Origin of the sequence: Synechococcus sp. PCC 7335 (genome assembly GCF_000155595.1) — a bacterium.
GTDB lineage: Bacteria > Cyanobacteriota > Cyanobacteriia > Phormidesmidales > Phormidesmidaceae > Phormidesmis.
Genome location: NZ_DS989907.1, coordinates 76,905 through 94,978 on the forward strand (window position 1 = coordinate 76,905; position 18,074 = coordinate 94,978).

Below are 18,074 nucleotides of genomic sequence, written 5' to 3' on the forward strand. Positions count from 1 at the left end.
TAGAAGGGTTCGACTTAGAGAAGCAGCAGAGAATAGCAGCTTATGCTTTTGAACAAGCGGGCAAAGGGTAATGAGCTTTTGAAGGCCGCTTGTTCCAGGTAAGCAACTTTTTAGTTAGGTGTATAAGAGTTACGAACAAAAAATTATTCAGTGAGCAACAGCTATGACCATTCACATCATCACAAGTGGAAAAGCGAATGTCGGTAAATCATCTTTTGCAGCAGCGCTAGCGACCGTAGGTGCCAATGCTGGCGCAAACCCCTCTCTCATCGATGCAGACGACGAGAACCAAACGCTCTATAAGCTATATGGGAAAGGAGTCCCAAGAATTAAGCTCTCTGATGATGAATTATACGAGGCACAGCCAGATACAATTTGGTACAAAGCACTGCAAACTGGTAGGGATGTCATTGTCGATCTGGCTGCACAAACAGATAGTCATATTAACCGCTGGCTAGATGATAGAGGCATCTTAGAAGCCGCAAAAGACAACAACATAGGAGTGATCAAGTGGTGGTTAGCTGATTTAGATCCTGATTCGTTCGAGAGATTAGATACGCTCTGCCAGCGCTACAGGACTGATGAGATAACGCATGTGTTAGTCAAAAGTCATTTCAGAGGTCGTCCCTCACTTTGGGCGGAGACTGAAGCCGAAAACAAAAATATTATTACAGCGAAGGAAAACGGCCTTAAAAGCATTGAGTTTCCCAAAATGTTCATTGGGATAAATGATAGGCTTCGAGCTAACAATCAAACCTTCTACGAGGTCTTGCAAGACAAAAAGCATGAAAACATTGATATGCTAAACCGTTCGTCAGTGATCAAATGGATAAAAAGATGCACCGAGCAGATAGAGCAGGTTTATCAATTCACTCCGGTCAAGGTCGAGACACAAAAGGCAGAGGGTGAGACAAATGCTACGCCAGAGAACAAAACGGTAGGAACTAAGGTGCAGAAACCAGATGGAGATAAAGGTAAGTCGAAAACTGGTGCTCCAGACAGCAAAAAGAATGAGCCTGTTCAGACAAAGGCAAAGTGACAGAGGTTGACACTCCCACCCATGAATGGGCGAGATTCTCCCGTCTAGGCAGACATTGGGAACAACGTGAGTTGTTGTGCTGACTGATTCATGGAGTTAAGGGGATTATCAAATACCCCATCCGCTGAAGCCACAACGCCCATTACAGACGCCGCTTCTTTTAGAATCAACGGACACGAAAAGCCATCCCACTGGGCAATATTAACGGCAGCATTCCAATCAGCATTGCACTGATAGCCATTGGCACCAGTGAACGTATGCCCATTGCGCTTGCCATCCAATTGCCCCGTCCGATGGTCGCTCTTCGATGTGTAGGCAGCAGGTCGCTTGTTTACCTGCCTGCCTGCTAAAGCCATCTTATAGACCAGCTTTGTTTCTAAGTCGTAGTACGCCCAGGTGTGGCGAGAAGTGCCAGCATCAGAACGGTTCATCTTTCGCTGCTTCGACGTTTGCCGGATATTAGAGAGATCTTCTAGATATAGATCTGCCTTCTGTGACTGCGCGAAGCGGACAATCCGACGACTGATGGTGTGATTGACTTCACGCATCCACCGCGACTCACGCCGCTCTAGTTTCTTCACCGCTCTGTACTTGCCAGCCGCTTGCAGTTTACGCCGCAACTGTTGGAACCGCCGACGCCGATGCTTTACATCAACACCTGAGAAGAACAGGCAGCGCCCGCTTGCAGTTGCGGCGACGGCTAGATTATTCTGGCCCCGGTCTACGCCGATGCGCTGAGTGCTTTTTTTCTCGGGAACGTCCCGAGTGATAGAAAGCATCGCGTACCAGACGCCGCGTAGCTGCATTAGCTTCAGAGATCCTTTCTCAACGTCGCCGTTGATGATGTCGTCTAGCTGATCTATAAAATGCGGATGTACTGCAATAGGCACCCGCTTAACACCCTGCACCGTTGGGAAGCTAACAGAGTAGGTAGTGCCCACTTTGGCCACTTTCCAGTTCTGTTTGTTCACTTCTGGCCAAAACACTTTGAACGCTTTGGCCCGCTTGCCTGCCTTACCTTTCAGAATGCGAATCACCTGATTCGATAGAGCAGACTTTAACGGCGTGACAACTTGCGCTGTCGTCAGCTTCTTGCGCTCAGCGTGAGGCACCAGCAATAACTCATTCGCCAACTGCGTTGTCGCTGCTGTCGTTTGCCCAAACATATTTGCTTTGGCCTGATTGAGGTCAAAGAACTTGAGTTTTAGCGTCGTCGTCACTGGTGTCATTGGTCTATCATAACAAGCAGTAGACCAAGCTAGTGTGGAGATATGGGGCAAAAATATAGGCATGAGAACACATCTGTTTCGTTCCTTAACTATCATTTTGTCTGGACAGTTAGGCGTCGAAAGAAGCTACTTAATGGAGACTTAGACACTAGGCTCAAAGCACTTATACACGAAGCTGTATCAAACATAGACTGCAAGGTGATAGCGCTAGAGACTCACTATGACCATGTTCATCTATTTGTGAACGCCATCCCTAACCTGGCACCCTCGCAAATCATGCATAGAGTCAAAGGGTATTCTTCTCATGTGTTGCGTGAGGAGTACCCTTGGATTAAAACTAAGCTGCCTAGTCTATGGACTCGCAGCTATCTTGTGTCTACTGCTGGCAACGTTTCGGGCGATACAATAAAGCGGTACGTTGAGGAGCAAAAGACCCGATAGAAGCAAGATTGCTCGCTATCGCTCACCGTCTTATTTACCACCTCTGAAGAGAGTGGTTTTTACGACGATTTCTGTAAAGAGACTATGTGAAGGTCACGGTATCTGTAATGACGATACTTACTTGCAACCATAAGTACCAAAACAGCTTACGAATAGAAAGGTACTAGACTAACCAGCAGCTGCTTAACTCGATGGCGATCGCGTGTTGACGACAGTAAAACAGCCCCCCATCAGTATAGGAAACTGATAGGGGCTGTTAGCTGTTAGAATGCGTTCGCACCAAGACCGAACATAACAGTCTTGGTAAAGACCCGATCGTAAAACGTTCCATTTCGCAAGTCGTTCTCAAACCATTCTGGTAGAGAAAAGTCCTCAACTTCCATATCGCAAAAGCTGTCGTAGAGTGCTTCGATAAACTCTCCTGCCTCGTGATACTTCTTTTCGCCTTCCTCTAGTCGAAGCAACAACGGGTCAAATTTATCGGACCAATCGCACCTAGCAACGAAGGCGAAAAAGCTTAGCAGTGTAGAATTCCAACCTACAGCAACTACGCAGGAACCACCGTGACTATGCAGATCGTAATCTTCGGTGAACAAGTAACTGCAATCTTCTGGAAGGAGCTTATAAAAGTTGTCCGGGTATTGAATCATCATAGCTTTGCCTTAATGTGGATTACGAGAGTAGCCTCGTTCATCACATCTATGCGCAGCACGATCAATCGTCTTTTGTAGACTCATATAGATAGCAGAAGGTACTAGATCAGCTTCAAATGGATAGCGTCAAAGATCGCTTTTGCTAGTGATTACCGTTCTTGTCCTCGACTTTGGCTGGTAGTCAACTCTTTGGTATTTGCGGTTACCTTAGCAGTTTTATAAGCAGCGATCGCTTTTTCAATTCTGTCTTTATCACTGGTTCTGACTACACAGTTAGCACCTCGAAAATCAGCAGGCGCTTTGGCTTCAAAGTTACTAGACTCGAAGCGATAGGCAGCAGTAGTCTCTTTTCCGGCGGTTAGGATTCGCTGCTGTAGCGATTCATCACCGAGCGCTTTTGCAACGTTATACCATTGTCTTAGTTCGTTGCTACTTGGACGGTAGATGTCATCGGCAGGAGGGAAGGCAACCACGTTGCCGTTTACATAATCACCTACTGGAGACATCTTCAGTCCCCACAGCGGTTGACCTGCTACTTTACTTAGCTCCATTAATCTATCTAAGTGTTCAGGGCTTTGCTTTTCGAGAGATGACCAAAGCCTTCTATAGTTCTTATCTTGCACTTGCTCTGGCGTAATTAGGTATTGACTGCCCACATCGAAAGCAACTTTGTGACCGTTCCCTTTGACAATTCCTCTATCGCCTTGTTTGAAGCCATAGTCAGCATAAGGTTCACCCAAGTGCGTACTATGTACCCTGCCATAATTCCGCATGGCTTCTACGCAAGAGCTAACGGGCAACGGATTTTGGTCTTCTGCGATACGCAACGATTCGGGTGTGATGATTGGTCTACCTGTAATCGCAATTGGCGCTAAAGATGGCGTTGTCTCGGTTGAAGTTATCGGGCTTGACTGTTCTGGAGAAGAGGCGATCGCGTCCGGCGGCTTCACCTGCGATGACAGTTTCTGGTTTTGCCCTTGAAGAGGTACCAGCTCGCGCATCTGAGAGTAATCTTCTGCGCTGATAGTGACATCGGCATGTCTATAGGCTGAAGGTGGATCGAAGTCAAAGCCAGGCGCATTAATATCTTCTGCGCTGTCTACCCACCGTTGTTTTAGAGATTGCTCCACCTCTAGAATTCTGAAAAGTTCGGCGCTTGGACAACCTTGCTTTGATGCTGCATTGAACCACTGATCAACTTCTTCGTAGGAAGGCGAGTAGCCAGGAGATTGCTGCGTTTCTACTGTTGCTGTAGCATCTGATGCTTCTAATGAAGAAGCAATTTCGGCGCTTGCCGTCTTCAGCCCAGAACTTTGGTGAAGCCCATCCCATAGTTCACCAGAAGGCTGATGTATTCGGCCTAGCTTGTACTCACCGAGCGGTTCTACAGTCAGCCCCCATAGAGTGCTACCGTTCGCCTGCGCTTTGCTAATCCGATCGTATAAAGCAGCGGCAGACGCCCTTTCCTTATCGGCCCAATGCTCGATATAGCCTTCTGTCTCTAGCGCCTCCTGCGTAATGCGATACTGCTTGCCGACTTGCATTGCAATCTGTTGCTTCGCATCATCAGGAGAGGGCACCACTACAATATCTCCCTCGCGGACTCTATAGACAGCGTAGGGCTCTCCTTCCAAACTCATATGGCTACGGCCCTGCGCTAGTGCATCGAACTGAGCTTGAGTTTGCTCGATGGCTGGCAGATCAAGCACCTGCATGTTGAGTACCGCAGCGCTGGTATTGTTCTTCGAGAAGTGCGCCATGTAGGTTTTCCCGGCTGGCAGCGCTCGGCTATCTTTAGAAAAAGCACCGACAAATAAGCGATTGCCATCGGGTTTAACGACATAGACCGTAGGCAATGTGACCGTGGTTTGAACGCCCTTCTCTTTCTTCACAAAGTTATCTGTACTGATCTGAATAGTGTGAGGGCTGTGCTCAACGAGCTGCTGCCGCACCTCAGATGGAATTTGTAGACGACCAATCACGGTTGCGGGCGCAGGACTAACTTGTTCGCTAACCACATCTGGATAGGAGCGCAAAGCAATGTTTCTGCCTGCATAGCCTTGCCAAAGAGCAGCAGTTGTTTGGCGATGGTGTTGGGCTTCGTCCTGGCCTGGGGGTGGCGCAAGCGATGACTCCAGGTACTGCCGCGCTTGCTCATAGAGCATATCGGTATCATGCCGCTGCGCCCACGGTACTCGGATGGTGGCCTTGGGTTTAGCGATACTCAGTTTTGCTTGGTTTGTTAGTCGCTTAGAGAGTTCGTGCTGCTTAGCCGATTCAGGCGAAACAAAGCCGATTCGCTGGGCTTTCGTCTGTCCGGTCTGATCAACAAACGTCAGCTGAGCGGGAAACTGTTCTTTAAAAGCGGCGCTAGCATCTCTTTTGATCCGAATAGTTCCGGCTAGCGGTTCGCCATTAGTACGCCAAATCGGTAGAGTACCACGACTATCTTCAATGTTCTGGAGCGTTAGTTGTCTGCCGTCCGGCAATGTGACTAGTAGCGTAGGCTTCTGATCTTCAGAATGACGCTTGCGTAGCCTGTCTTTGCTACTGCTTATCTTATCAACAAGCTGATTGTTCTCTTTTGCAACCTTTGTAGCCTGCTTAATGCTCGCCTCGCTCTGCATCTCTGGAAAGATAGCGTTGAACTCGGTATTCTCTCGTTCTTCCAGGCGAACATCGCTATACTCTTGATTGACCAGCCGCACCCCGTCCGCAACAGGTTCTTGGGTAGATGTCGGCATGAGTTTGCCGTCCATGTAGACACTAGTATTGTGCTTACACTGCCTTAGTTCATCTTCCTTGTACTGAAGCGCCTTGATGAAGTTATGCAGGTTTTCATCAATACCTTTGGAGCTTTTTGCGGAGTCTACAGCGGTTTGCAAGTTGACCGCGTTAGGTCCGTTCGCGACCTCAGAGAGAAAACTAGAAGCATTCTGTAAATGTCTTGAGACATACTGAGCACGTTTGTCCGGATCATCGTAAGTCGCTAACTGATGAGTAGCTGTGGCAATGTCGTTGATTCGTTCGGTGTAGAGAGCCGGAAAATTTTGACTGCTAAGCCAATCATCATCAGGAATAGAAAGCCGACCTCTATCTGCTTTTTGCAACACGCTAGTAAAATGGGCGGAAACTTGGTGCAGTAGAGCTTCTTGGTTTTCCCTTGCGCCAGTCTTCAGTTCTTCTGAGAGTGCTAGCAACGTCATCCCCGCATTCGCAACTTTGCCGGTGGGATTATCTGCTGTAATCTCCCAAGCTCGCCAGGTAGCTTCAGCATGAGATTCACCCTCTCTCCAAGCATGCTTCTCCTTTTTCTGCTTGATAATTTCCGGTGGTTTTACTTCTGGTGCGTTCCTGATGATGAATTCTTTTACCGCCAGGGGTGATTCAGCCGGGGTGATGCGGGTTTCTTGATTCTGTTCCTGTTGCTGAATCATCCGGTCGAATAGGGCTCGGCCTGCCTCGTACTGCTGAGCCTCTGATAGTCCGGCACTGTCCGCTAGTTCAGCTCGAATCTGCTGCGGTAGGTCGTCTACAGTGGCCTCATAACCAACGAAGAAACCATTCATATCGCCATCAAAGTCAGTGATGGCAACTTTCTTAGCTGTATGGGGCGGTAGGTAAGCTACACCCTGCTTGAAGAACGCTTCCTTATCCTGCTGCTTGATAATCTCTCTGTTGTTGATGGCGATCGCCGCTGCGCCCACATTTGGGAAAGGCGAACGATAGTAAGCCACAATGGAACCATGCGGCAAACTTTTGTTGCACACTTCCCACGGCTTCAACTGACTATGGTGCTGAGCCATCGCAGAGGGTACGGTAGTTCCATTAGTCGCTAGCCGCTTCCATTCACTGCGGATGTAGCGGTTCAAGCCTCTTACAACATTGGCTTGTCCGGCTAGCTGACCGTACTTATCGGCACTTAGGACTTCGTACAACCCGTCAGGACGGCTCTCTTGTAAGTCATTGTCTTCAAAAAAATTATCGGAGCGTGAATAATCGCGCTCCTTTTGTTCGATATAGCGCTGACTTAAAGAAACATAGTCTCCAGCGATCTGAGCCAGTTCTTTGGCCTGAGCCTGTACTTGCGGATTAATCTCGTTAGCCGTCGCTTCTGGAATGGTGTACTTCACCTGGGGTCCGACTGTTTGCTGACCGTATTGAGCCGTAGATTTGCGATTGATCCAAAGTCTTGAGACTTGCTGTATCCCTGGCTTTGAAAAGCGGCCATCATCCCCTTTGATATCATCAGTAGAGATGATAGCGGCCACCCCTAGGCGCTCGCACCACTTACTGCTGGCAGCTGTCCCTTTAGCAATACCGGGAAGGTCCGGGCTAGCGGCTCGAAACTGAACCACACTTCGTCGTGCGAGCGCCCTTTCCTGCTGTGCGGCACTGTCTATCGCAGTATCTGCGGTAGACATCTCTTGAAAAAGGGTGGAGAAATCACCGCTGACACCTGCTTTCTTAGAAGCTTTGAGAGCAATATTATCCTTTTCCTCTGGGGTGAGCAGCGATAGCATTGTCTCCTCTGAAACAAGCATCGTGCCATCGCCCATCTTATTATGAAGCGCTGTGAGCTGCTGTTTTGAAAGAGGGGTTCCGCTAGAGAGCAGCTTGGCAAAGCTTTCAGCAGACTGATTATTATCAACCACCAAGATACTTATCTTCTTTGAGTCAGCGCCATCTTGTTCCGCAGTTGCCTCTACTTCAATCCGAACGTCTGCATCATCTGTCGTTTGGGCAGAAATATCGGTAGAGGCAACCCCGTCCGACGAAATCAGACTATCGTAAGCAACATTGTTGTGAGCAGATTCGTGATCGCCGGCATAGATAGGAGTAACGGTATCACTCCCTAGCGTCATCAACTCTTGCGTCTTCGGATCTGTAGAGTAGCCGTCGCTCCCACTGCTATAGATCAGCACACTGCCGTCAGCTTCTAAGCGTTGACGACCTGAATTATTGACGCTTTCATATCTATCTGTCGTTTGGGCAGAGATAACGGTAGAAGCAACCCCATCCGACGAAATTAAACTACCGTAAGCAACGTTGTTGTGAGCAGATTCGCGATCGCCGGCATAGATAGGAGTAACGGTATCACTCCCTAGCGTCATCAACTCTGCCGTCTTTGCATCAGTAAAGTAGCCGTCGCTCCCACTGCTATAGACCAGCACTCTGTCTTCAGCTTCTAACCGCTGACGGTCTAAATCATTGACGCTTTCGTAGAACTGGGCTACAGAGAACTTCGCTTCGATGTTGTTACTGTTGAGCCAGTGTTCTAGGTAGGAATGCTCTACCTGTTTGATCGCAGGGCGATCTTGGCCGTCTATTCTTTCCTGAATAGCTTTGCCCGTCTTGACATCGAAGCGTTCAATCTGAAGCATGATTCTTGAATCTACTTTTGCTCTTTGGGAACGTAGCGAGGAGGCATAGGCGAATCATTTTTCCCACAACGGTAAAATTCATGCCACCAATCTGCTCTGGCTTCTGCTAACGCTACCTCCTCCTCATTCATTGGAACTATCACACGCTTGGCAGCGTCCTCTTGTGACGTGAAGAAGTAGCCATCATCGTTCTTGGGATCATAGTCGTCGTAGAGCGCACCCGACGAAATTAGCTCATCAACATCGGCTCCCCCTGCTAGCTGTTCTTCTACGGACAGATCGCCAGCTCCACTCTGTTTGAATCGTTGTGACATCTCTTTACCCCTATTCCTTGATTAACTTTCTAATGATACTCAGAGATGCTACAACCGGAGACAGACTTCTCGAAAGTTCAGAAAAGCTGGCTCCGGTTGTTCTAGCTGGCGATTTCGTCTATGCCGTCTTTAGCCTGGTAGAAGAGTGATCAATCTCTTGCAGCAGACTCAGAAGCTTGATGGCGGAGCGTAGGTAAAACTCGCGGCTGTATACAAGACAGCTCACCGTCTCTGCTTTCAGTTCTGCGCGGAACTTTGGCAATACCTCCCGATGGATATGAGCGATCGCTTCTGTTACTTCAGGTGTAGCAGGAAGCGAATTCGGGAATTCGCAACCGTGGATGAGCCGATAGCTAACACGGGTGTAGCCATTCGCCAGTGCGATCGCCCATTGACGGGTAATCTGACCAGCACGAATCGCCCGAGGAGCCAGCCATAGCAGTAGACTGAGCCACTGCGAAAACAACCAAGCCGACACCAATAGCATGGCTAGGAATGGATTTTCTTCTCGCTCGACGGTGGCGCACACTTGAGCGAAACTCACTGGCTGTTCACTTTGAACTTTCGAGTGAAGCGTAGTCCACACTACTTTGTTCGAGAGCGTGATCTGCTGGGTAGCTGTGGACAGCTCAGAGGCGATCGCCCGAGCTTGTCGCTTAGCTGCTTCTTGACCAAGAGCGTTGTAGCACTCTGTCTTCAGTTCTGTGATTGTGATAGTAGTCATGATTAAGATCTCCGAATTTTCAAAATGTGTCGTCGCGGAAGCCAATGCACGAAAGCTGAGGCGAGGTGCTTCGCGCACTGACTTCTCGTTCATATTTTCTGAGCGCAGCGAAAGAGGCAACCCCATCAGCAAGAACTGATAGGGTTAGCTCTGGTTAATTGCCGATGCCGAACATATCGTTAAGCAGCTGAAACTTTTGTTCTTGAGATAGCTCGAAGTCGATGATTCCGACTTCAGTTAACTTTCGAGAACATTCTGCAACAAACTTATCGATATCGGTAAAAGCATCGTTGTATATCAGTCCTTGACCGACATCGACGATGGGATCTTCAGACTGATTCTTGTCTTCGGACATCACCTGCATGAAGAAGGTACGCATCGGTTGAACCGGGTCCCAACCGTAGCAGATGCGATAGTCCTTGTGCTGTACGCAGTGCCGACTCATATTAGTTGCCTGTAGTGGACTACGACGAACGTAGCCTCGTTCATATTTTCTAAGCGCAGCGACTATCTGTTTAGTATTGGGAAAAAGAAGTAAGCAGCGAAAGCTGCTTACTGACCACTATTTCTTCTATTTCTTGATTGATACGATTACCACCGTAATCAACCGCTTATCCCGATTGACAACGTTGAATGGAACTGAGAGATCAATTTTCGGCCTTTGAGGTTTCGTGCTGTACGTTTGCCAGAAGCACTCAAACGTTTCCTCGGAGGGGAAAGCCAACGCAAGTCCTCTCTCTAATATACCGACAGGATTGCCTCCACATACAACTGCGTGGATGACAATCTGTTGTTCTGACAATGAATCCATTTTCTCACCTTCTGAGTAGTTCGTCATTCCTTCTTTGCGCAGCAAAAGGGTTCTCCCGTCTAATTGACCAGACGGGAGAACAACGGCTACTAGTCTTCAACTACAAATGGGACGCACACGCGGTACAAACGAATGGCAACAGAACGGTGAAGCCCATATGCGCTCAGCACGTCGCAGAACATCTCCATGCCTAACGTGCTTGCCGAGTGCTCGATGCACTCAAAGATCGGGACGGTTTCTAAACTTGCCCCTCCGTCTTTGGTAGAAATCCATTTGAAATAGTATAGACAAGCTGTACCATCTGCCTTGCGACTGATTGCATACTCGTCGGCCAGTACTTTTGTTACAAAGTGCCAACGTTCGAGGAAATCTCCTGTCTCTTTGGCTCTCTTTTCGGCTAATGCGAGTTGTTGGCTAAATGTCATTTGCTTTTTCCTAATCGTTATCATCGCGTCTTTGCGCAGCAAAAGGCAACCTCACCGTGCGGACAAGTAGGGTGCGCTATCGGGCAGGATAATGTTAAACAGAAGATAGAGGAGTTCAACAAAGGTATCAAGGGAAAGACAAAGGGCTTCCTCATTCGCTCAGCACAAAACGCCCCGGATGCTTCCTCATAATGAAATATTGATAAAAGATTATATGGAGAGATTGGCAATAGCCTATCTCTCCATATAATGCTTAGCTCAACCTGCACTAAGGAACATCTGCTTGTCGCTGTCAAGCAGGATATAACTCCTTTCAATCAACACCGGATTTGCTAGATAGAAATTCTCGGAAACACGTAGGATAGAGTCATCCAAACTCTCTACCGCAATAATGTTATGAGACTCGTGGTCAAGTCTACCACCCTCGAAAGTAAACTGAACAAATCGGTTATCTGCAACGCCGTTACAAAGTAATAGATCAAACAGCACTATTCCTGAGAATTCGGCCTTTCCCAGGATAGTTTCTATCTCACAAACGTAAGACAGCGGACTTTCGTAGTTGAGAGTCAACACGAGAGCATAGCCCTCAGAAAGCTGTTTGATTTCAAAAGATTGGTCTTGCATAGTGGACTCCATTTCATCTGATTCATCATTCTTTCTTTGCGCAGCAAAAGGCAACCTCACCGTGTCAACTACCTCCAGTCGATAAGCGTCAGGAGGCTTTTGGCAATTATCCCTAGATGAACAAGTGGGATAATCTCTACCGAGCAGGATAATATCGAGCAAAAATCGAGGAGTTCAACAAAAGTATCAAAGGAAAGACAAAGGTCTTCCTCACTTACCCAGCACAAAGTGCAATCTCAAAAAAAGAAGCCGCTGATTAGCGGCGAGGTGAGGATTTGATGAGAGTATCAATGTTCTTCGGGTACGGAGACTTCCACAGACCATTCATGCTCTTCTACCACTAAACTCGGGTACTCCCGGTTTATGTAACAAATATAAGAAAGTACAGTCTGTGGAGGAGGGAAAAAGACCTCGAATCCACTAGCATGTGACTGAGTAAGCTGTCCGCCAAATACCTCGGTAGCTCAGCCATCGGCAGATTCCAATTGAGACTTTAGTTGGTCAGTCATTTGAATTCCTTTACTCCTTAATTTGGATATTCGTCATCACGTCTATGCGCAGCAAAGGGAAACCCCATCAAGTAGAACCTGATGAGGTTAGGGGCATTAGTCAATGTCTATTGTAGAACTCTACAATAGAAGTTCTGTTGATCTTCCCTTAGTGCCCCGCTTAAGCGATGGGGTGTTATACACGTTTTCTTCGTAGCCATCCTTAATCTTCCAAACGTCGCCTTTTATTTCAGCGACTGCGGTACCTTCGATTAACAGTTCAGCATCGGTATATTTTCTTAATACAGGATATATCTCGCGAGCGTAGACTTTCAGTTCTTCTAGGTCTTCCCAGGCTACTAACTGCTTCCGGGTTGGTACCATTGTTACGGATTGCGCACGTCTAGCATAAGAATATTCATGAGGAATGATAGAGAGTGCAATTTTGTGAAGAATATACATAGCAACCGAAGTTAAAACGTCAGCTTCTCTATGCGCAGCAAAAGCACAGCCACACTAGGAAAAGTTCCCAGTGTGGCTGTGTCGGCTATTCAACGATGGTAGGTGTCTGCAAACCAGCCTTCTCTAGCAGCAGATCGGCGGAGGCATGTGCTAGACCATAAGCGCGGAAGAACGCCTTGCTGTCAAAAGCGGTAAGAAGCTAACTAATCGATCGCACCAAAGGAAAACGATGGCTAGCTATTGGCTGGCAAGTAACTCGAAGGCTTCGTAGGCAGGGTAGCTATGGAAATGACGGCAATACACAGTTGCGCCATGACTCGGTTCAAACTGCATTAGTTGAACATCAACTAGAGATTTAAACCTGACTTGAATAGTCTCGCAGTATTCGTTCTGGTAGCTAGTTTCTTGACCCTTAGCACATGCTTTTGCACTAGCACTTGCCTGTTCTTCAGAAGTCGCTTCAATCAGCATGATTTCTTCTGAATATAGTGGTTTATAGCCTGGAGCATCTGATGACGTTTCAAACACCAGCACGGCTGCATAGAAGCAGGGTTTTGGACTCTCTCTCATTTTCTATCTCCTTTGAGCGATTATCTACTAGGGTAGCCCCGTTGCACTCTTAAAGCCCAAGCAGAACTACTCTGTGTCTACTTTTTGAAACGACGGTCATTCAACAGCTTGTACGCCTTTTTCCCATCAGCTGACTTATCTCTTTTGATCTCTCTTAGAGTCTTCTCATTGTATTCGCTAGGAAATTCTCGACGGACGCCGCTTTTCCGACAGCGAGAGATAAAAGAACTGGCACTTTCTTCGAGGTTATCTTCGTACTGGCAGCTTGGCGACTGCGTAATGACTCCCCCTTCGCCAATAGTAGAATCGCCTTCGCAGGCTGCAAGAGGTATTAGGCAGAAGCTCAGAGTTATGGCAAGAAAGGCACGGGATACTTTATTGCGGTACATATCAGTCCTCGATAGCTTAACGTCAGACTTTCTGTGCGCAGCAAAAGCAAAGCCCACCTGAATTAACAGGTGGGCTGTCTCTGGTATCGACAACTAGGAAACAGTTGCTAGCTGCTTCCACTGATTAGCGGGCAAAGTCATCACCGTTGAGCCAAGCTCCTCTAGCTCAGTTGCCCGGTCATAGGACTCAGCATCTTGCGCCGTGCGGGTGACTGCATTCAGCAATCCCCACTGGCTCAAGTCGCCGCCTCGAATCAGATGCTGAAGTACTCCCGAACTTTCGTTCTGTTGTAACTTGAACTTGTTTGTGAGCACTTCGACCGTCTTCACGGGGTTGCCCTCGATCCGGCGCTCGGTCGTGTCACGCATCTGTGCAACTAGGTGCTCGAACTTTGTCCGATCTACCGCGTCACGCACCAAATCCTGAACCTTCAGGAAGAAAGCAGTATTATCCGCTTCCAAGGTTTTGTCCGAAAACAACTCGTATGCGTCAGGCGTATCCGCAGCTGCTCTACCTAGATGAGTAAAGCGGTTGCGAGCGCTGCGATCAGGTGAGACCATTCCGTTGGTGCAGACCAGACGGTAGATCAGCGGTTCGACTCGCAGGGAGCCCATGCCGATTTCCGAGTTCGAGATGCACACGCCTGCTTGGACTGCATCACCCACTTTCACGTCCGCTTGGATGCGATCGGTGACTACTTTGAGATACATGCGAGTTTCTGTTAGCTCGCAAGATACTACCCGCGCACCCTGCATCTCTAGCAATGTTGGTAGCACTGCATCAGCTAGATCGAAGTTGTCCAAACGGCGATAGCGGCGGCTTAAGAACGCACGAGCGTCAGTGCCCATCGTGCGGATCATCCGTTGCTCAGGCTGCTCTTGAAACCAATGGTTAACATTGGATTGTAAGAGCTGAGGTGCTTCCACGCGCATCCGGTCATAGTACTTGGCCGGAATGCCAATGCGATCGCCTATCTGACGATGTGCGTGTGGGGTGATTGCAAACTGCTGCGTAGTCTCAGCGTTAACGATCGCTAGTTGACCATTGGGGGTCATCTCTAGCGCACGGGTATCAGCTACGAAGTCTTTCTTCTGAGTCTGTTGCGCTTCGAGAGCCTGTGCCATCTCAGTCAATGTTCTGCCAGATTTCATTCTTCAATCCTGTTGTAGACTTCACCGAGAGAAGCCTTTGTCAGAATGTCTTTGCGTAGCTCACACCGCCCGGATGGTGAGTCAATATCAGCTTTTAAACAAAAAAAATGCTGTACCCAATTCGGTACAGCAAACACAATAAAGTCATGGTGAAGGGGAATTGTACTAATGCGATTTCTCTTAGTTCCCGTTTTGAGCTTCCAAGCTCTCCATCCATCGCTTGTTGCCGTAGATACCTAGACACAGTTCATGAACAAAAAGGGAAATCCCTCTCTCAACAGCTCAGTGGCTATCGAGAGAGGGGACAGACTATTGAGCGCAACCGTTGGCTGTGTTCACGTTAGCGATCGCCAACGCTGCAATCGCGTTCCAGTCATCGTCGTTTTGCCACTCGGATGACAGCAGCTGATTGTTGGCACCGCGCAGACTAACGGCAAGCGTCTTCCTGCCGGTTCGCAGTTCCTTCAAGTAAGTCTTCAACTGCACTGGCTGCGAAAGCACTTCCGGGGAAGCAGCTGCACAAGTAGCCAGAATCGTCTTACTGAAGAAGCAATCGTCGCCGCTCTCGAAGGTAAAGACACTGCCGTTGGCTTTCATCGTTAGGTGAAACTTGCGGACTTCTTCACCACTACGTTCGAGCATCGGGAAACTGATTTGCAGTATCTGACCAGTGAAGACGGGCGGTTGCGTCACGGTTCTATCACCTTCAAGGATGTACCAACCGTCGCCGTTGCCTTTAGTAATGTTGCTGTAAACAACTTTCCTGTAGTCGCTGAAGCCTTCTGGCGCAGTCGGCTGAGATAGCGCTTCTATTGCTGATAGCATCTGCTGTAGCAAGGCAACTACGTCTGGAACAATGGGGTTGTGGGTCATGGGTTGAAACCAAATGAACTTCAAAAAGTCTGTGCGCAGCAAAAGCAAAGCCCTCGCACAAAGGCAAAGGGCTTTAATCGCGGTAACCATACGAACGAGAGCTGATGCTAGCTCTCTATGGGCTAGGCCGTTTTCCGTCTTCTGAAGACTTCATCAACGTCATTAAGCGTCGGGCCATTTCTCGTTTTATCTTTAGAGCCGTACCCTGCTGGATGCGCGTAAGTCGATATTCCACTTGTTGAGGTGTAAAATCGAACTCCTTAGCAAGCTGAACGTAAGCCTCTTGCAGTGTCATAACTTTGACCAAATGAACTTCCATCAGTCTTTGCAAAGCAAAAGCCCACTACAGAAGTTGCAGTGGGCAGGCTGTAGGCTATCAACAGAAGTGCTAGGGCTGTGGTTGCCAATAGCCATCTACTTTCGTGTATGACATTTCCACTAGCGCAATTATTGTTGAACCGAACGCATCAGCCACATACGAACGCTGTTGGACTTCAGCTTCAAAAGCTTCGATCGTTTGCGGCCCCTCCTTGCGATACAGCTCTCTGATTGCTCTCTTTACCGAAACTTTCTTTTCCATTTAGTCCTCTCCTTGAAATTGAAATGAACTTCATAACAGTGGTGTGATCGCTGCCCACTACAGGAGTTGTAGTGGGCGGGCTGTGAGTTATTAGAACGGAATCGCTTCTTCGTAAAGCTGACATCTAGCCGCATAGCCTTGAGACATCTGCTTCAGATCGGCAGCGGCACGAACCGCACAGAAGCCTGGGCTGTACTGGGCGGTACCGTCTGCTCGATGCAGCTGCCGCCGATACTGCCAGTTCTCGCACTGAGCGCAGACGGGCGGTGTGGCAACCAACGGTGTTTCGTCGGCTGTCCAAAATGCTCGATTGTCGTCTAGCGCAATTCCTCGCGCCTGCTCGTATTGGCAGTCGGCACTATATTGCTCGGTAATCATCGTAAGGCTCTCAATACTTCAGCCTTACTTAGCGCAGCGGCTTCAGTATACTCATCAAAAAGGCGAAGTCTGTCTAGTATCAACAAATCTGCACGTAGCCGCGAGAGCCGTGCCGCTGCATGGATAGCAATGCCAGGTCTTTCAGTAGCAGGACGCGGCGGCGCAAACCTTCAACAGTATTCGCATCTGTACCGACATTGATGATTTGTGGACCATCGGTAGAGCCTGCTCCTAACTCCTTCAGTACCTGTGAGAGAAAGTTGTCTTCCGCACAGGTGAATTCCTCAATGGCGGCTCTGTTCTTGAGCAGCACAACATGACAGCGCTGGTACAAATCAGCAGCCGCCATTTCTCCGTAGCCGTCCTCTACAGGCAAAGCTAATAGTGGAATCAGCTTTGCAGCACTGGCTTGGTTCATTGAAACGACAACGCTAAAATCGTCAGCAGGTTCATCCGCCTTAATTGTTTCTATCTGGTTGTTGAAGGGATTGGTGAAACATCCGAATTGAGCTGGGTAAAAGTCTAATGACATTGCTTTTTCTCCTGGTAATGATTGTTTTCTCGGTTGATTGCTGATTTCTGAAAAGGCAGACCAAACCGACCGCTACACCTCGCGATAGCGGCCAGCGGTCGTCAGATTGAGTCGTTAAAGATCGAACAAGGTAGTCTGCCGATTGAGAGTCAAATCTTGTTGCTTGCGTGTTTTCTTCTTCGCAGGCAAGCTGTCTGTGAACGGTGCCAAGTCGAACAGCGTTCCGGTAGGACTGGGCGCTGCTTCCGCCTCAGGTGTTGGCGTAGGCTGAACGTCTTCAGCGAGGATGGACCGCACCGCCTGCACTACCTTCTGCGTTTTGCGATGCGGGGCTAGCCATTGATGGAACAGCCGAAGTTGTGGTGTAGCGCGATGTTCCCAGTACTCCATACTCAAGCTGTTGCCGTGGCGAACAACCGCCTGGAGACCCAATGCAGATAGCTGAATGTAGGCCATGTTGAAGGCATCGCGGCTAACATCTGTACAGTCAAATTGCAAGCAGCTACGGGGATCTATGCCTTGCGAAGCAACTTCTTCTGCACTAGCGATCACCATCGCTCCGCCGCCAACAGCGGGTTCACAAACAGTGAGGATGCCTTTTCCCTTTAATTGTTCCTTCATGTCGCCAAAGCTCATCTTCGTCATCGCCTGACAAATGATATAAGGCGTGAAGAACTGGCCCCCACGCTTATTCAATAGCAGCTCATCTTCGGCAATCTCACCGAGGAAATCTTGATAGTTACCCTGATGAGCATAGAGAGTCAGGCCCAAGAGTTCAGAGAAGGTGATTAGCTCTTCTTTGCTGTAGGGCTTTATCCACTCCATATATTTCGTTTCCAAAGTCTCGAACGCCTCGTCTTTCGGCAGTTCACCTGCATGGTACGGTAACTGATGCAGCGTGATCGCCGCTATCTCTAGCCAGTCGGTGAAAACGCCACCAACCGAACGGCTATAGCTCAGGCTTCTCAGCTTCTGACTGAATTCCTTTTGTTGTTCGTTATACATT

The 18,074-nt window shown here is 48.5% G+C and carries 20 protein-coding genes; 2 read left to right on the top strand and 18 right to left on the bottom strand.

What is annotated here, in order from left to right; genetic code table 11:
- Nucleotides 1-163: 163 nt before the first annotated feature.
- The gene (locus S7335_RS24505) at nt 164-1,039 is read left to right on the top strand and encodes a hypothetical protein (protein ID WP_006458789.1); all 876 of its coding nucleotides are present in this window, start codon (nt 164-166) and stop codon (nt 1,037-1,039) included.
- A gap of 44 nt (nt 1,040-1,083) precedes the next feature.
- Here the strand turns inward: S7335_RS24505 and S7335_RS24510 are convergent, their stop codons facing one another.
- Nucleotides 1,084-2,268, bottom strand: a complete 1,185-nt coding sequence (locus tag S7335_RS24510) for an RNA-guided endonuclease TnpB family protein (RefSeq protein ID WP_006458830.1) — start codon at nt 2,266-2,268, stop codon at nt 1,084-1,086.
- A gap of 42 nt (nt 2,269-2,310) precedes the next feature.
- Here S7335_RS24510 and tnpA point away from each other — a divergent pair, with 42 nt between their 5' ends.
- The gene (gene tnpA, locus S7335_RS24515; protein ID WP_038020273.1) at nt 2,311-2,709 is read left to right on the top strand and encodes an IS200/IS605 family transposase; all 399 of its coding nucleotides are present in this window, start codon (nt 2,311-2,313) and stop codon (nt 2,707-2,709) included.
- A 263-nt stretch (nt 2,710-2,972) separates the two neighbouring features.
- Here tnpA and S7335_RS24520 read toward each other — a convergent pair whose 3' ends face one another.
- The 17 genes from S7335_RS24520 to S7335_RS24605 all read right to left on the bottom strand — a co-directional run bounded on the left by S7335_RS24520 (nt 2,973) and on the right by S7335_RS24605 (nt 18,073).
- Complete coding sequence (locus tag S7335_RS24520; protein WP_006458862.1) at nt 2,973-3,362, bottom strand: hypothetical protein; 390 nt, start codon at nt 3,360-3,362, stop codon at nt 2,973-2,975.
- A gap of 149 nt (nt 3,363-3,511) precedes the next feature.
- Nucleotides 3,512-8,746, bottom strand: a complete 5,235-nt coding sequence (locus tag S7335_RS24525) for a hypothetical protein (protein ID WP_006458755.1) — start codon at nt 8,744-8,746, stop codon at nt 3,512-3,514.
- Nucleotides 8,747-8,757: 11 nt separating this feature from the next.
- Nucleotides 8,758-9,060 carry a hypothetical protein gene (locus tag S7335_RS24530; RefSeq protein WP_006458847.1) on the bottom strand — a complete coding sequence of 101 codons (303 nt, stop codon included), beginning with the start codon at nt 9,058-9,060 and terminating at the stop codon, nt 8,758-8,760.
- Between the two features lie 118 nt (nt 9,061-9,178).
- Complete coding sequence (locus tag S7335_RS24535; RefSeq protein WP_157620742.1) at nt 9,179-9,784, bottom strand: hypothetical protein; 606 nt, start codon at nt 9,782-9,784, stop codon at nt 9,179-9,181.
- A gap of 154 nt (nt 9,785-9,938) precedes the next feature.
- Nucleotides 9,939-10,229, bottom strand: coding sequence for a hypothetical protein (locus tag S7335_RS24540; RefSeq protein WP_006458707.1), 291 nt, complete (start codon nt 10,227-10,229; stop codon nt 9,939-9,941).
- A gap of 126 nt (nt 10,230-10,355) precedes the next feature.
- Nucleotides 10,356-10,640 carry a hypothetical protein gene (locus S7335_RS24545; protein WP_157620744.1) on the bottom strand — a complete coding sequence of 95 codons (285 nt, stop codon included), beginning with the start codon at nt 10,638-10,640 and terminating at the stop codon, nt 10,356-10,358.
- A 44-nt stretch (nt 10,641-10,684) separates the two neighbouring features.
- The gene (locus S7335_RS24550; protein WP_198011500.1) at nt 10,685-11,044 is read right to left on the bottom strand and encodes a hypothetical protein; all 360 of its coding nucleotides are present in this window, start codon (nt 11,042-11,044) and stop codon (nt 10,685-10,687) included.
- Between the two features lie 234 nt (nt 11,045-11,278).
- Nucleotides 11,279-11,644 carry a type II toxin-antitoxin system RnlB family antitoxin gene (locus tag S7335_RS24555; RefSeq protein WP_006458874.1) on the bottom strand — a complete coding sequence of 122 codons (366 nt, stop codon included), beginning with the start codon at nt 11,642-11,644 and terminating at the stop codon, nt 11,279-11,281.
- A gap of 629 nt (nt 11,645-12,273) precedes the next feature.
- Nucleotides 12,274-12,516, bottom strand: a complete 243-nt coding sequence (locus S7335_RS24560) for a hypothetical protein (RefSeq protein WP_006458843.1) — start codon at nt 12,514-12,516, stop codon at nt 12,274-12,276.
- A gap of 315 nt (nt 12,517-12,831) precedes the next feature.
- Nucleotides 12,832-13,164 carry a DUF4288 domain-containing protein gene (locus tag S7335_RS24565; protein ID WP_006458809.1) on the bottom strand — a complete coding sequence of 111 codons (333 nt, stop codon included), beginning with the start codon at nt 13,162-13,164 and terminating at the stop codon, nt 12,832-12,834.
- A gap of 482 nt (nt 13,165-13,646) precedes the next feature.
- Nucleotides 13,647-14,705, bottom strand: coding sequence for a DUF932 domain-containing protein (locus S7335_RS24575; RefSeq protein WP_006458748.1), 1,059 nt, complete (start codon nt 14,703-14,705; stop codon nt 13,647-13,649).
- Nucleotides 14,706-15,014: 309 nt separating this feature from the next.
- Complete coding sequence (locus tag S7335_RS24580) at nt 15,015-15,578, bottom strand: hypothetical protein (protein ID WP_227500124.1); 564 nt, start codon at nt 15,576-15,578, stop codon at nt 15,015-15,017.
- Nucleotides 15,579-15,693: 115 nt separating this feature from the next.
- A complete protein-coding gene (locus S7335_RS24585) occupies nt 15,694-15,873 on the bottom strand; it encodes a hypothetical protein (protein WP_157620750.1) in 180 nt (59 codons plus the stop codon).
- A gap of 93 nt (nt 15,874-15,966) precedes the next feature.
- Entirely contained in the window at nt 15,967-16,158 is a 192-nt protein-coding gene (locus S7335_RS24590) for a hypothetical protein (RefSeq protein WP_006458791.1), read from the bottom strand.
- A 90-nt stretch (nt 16,159-16,248) separates the two neighbouring features.
- Nucleotides 16,249-16,536 carry a hypothetical protein gene (locus tag S7335_RS24595; protein WP_006458780.1) on the bottom strand — a complete coding sequence of 96 codons (288 nt, stop codon included), beginning with the start codon at nt 16,534-16,536 and terminating at the stop codon, nt 16,249-16,251.
- 79 nt (nt 16,537-16,615) lie between these two features.
- Nucleotides 16,616-17,068 carry a hypothetical protein gene (locus S7335_RS24600; RefSeq protein WP_006458792.1) on the bottom strand — a complete coding sequence of 151 codons (453 nt, stop codon included), beginning with the start codon at nt 17,066-17,068 and terminating at the stop codon, nt 16,616-16,618.
- A gap of 114 nt (nt 17,069-17,182) precedes the next feature.
- Complete coding sequence (locus S7335_RS24605; RefSeq protein ID WP_006458835.1) at nt 17,183-18,073, bottom strand: N-6 DNA methylase; 891 nt, start codon at nt 18,071-18,073, stop codon at nt 17,183-17,185.
- Nucleotide 18,074: the final 1 nt, after the last annotated feature.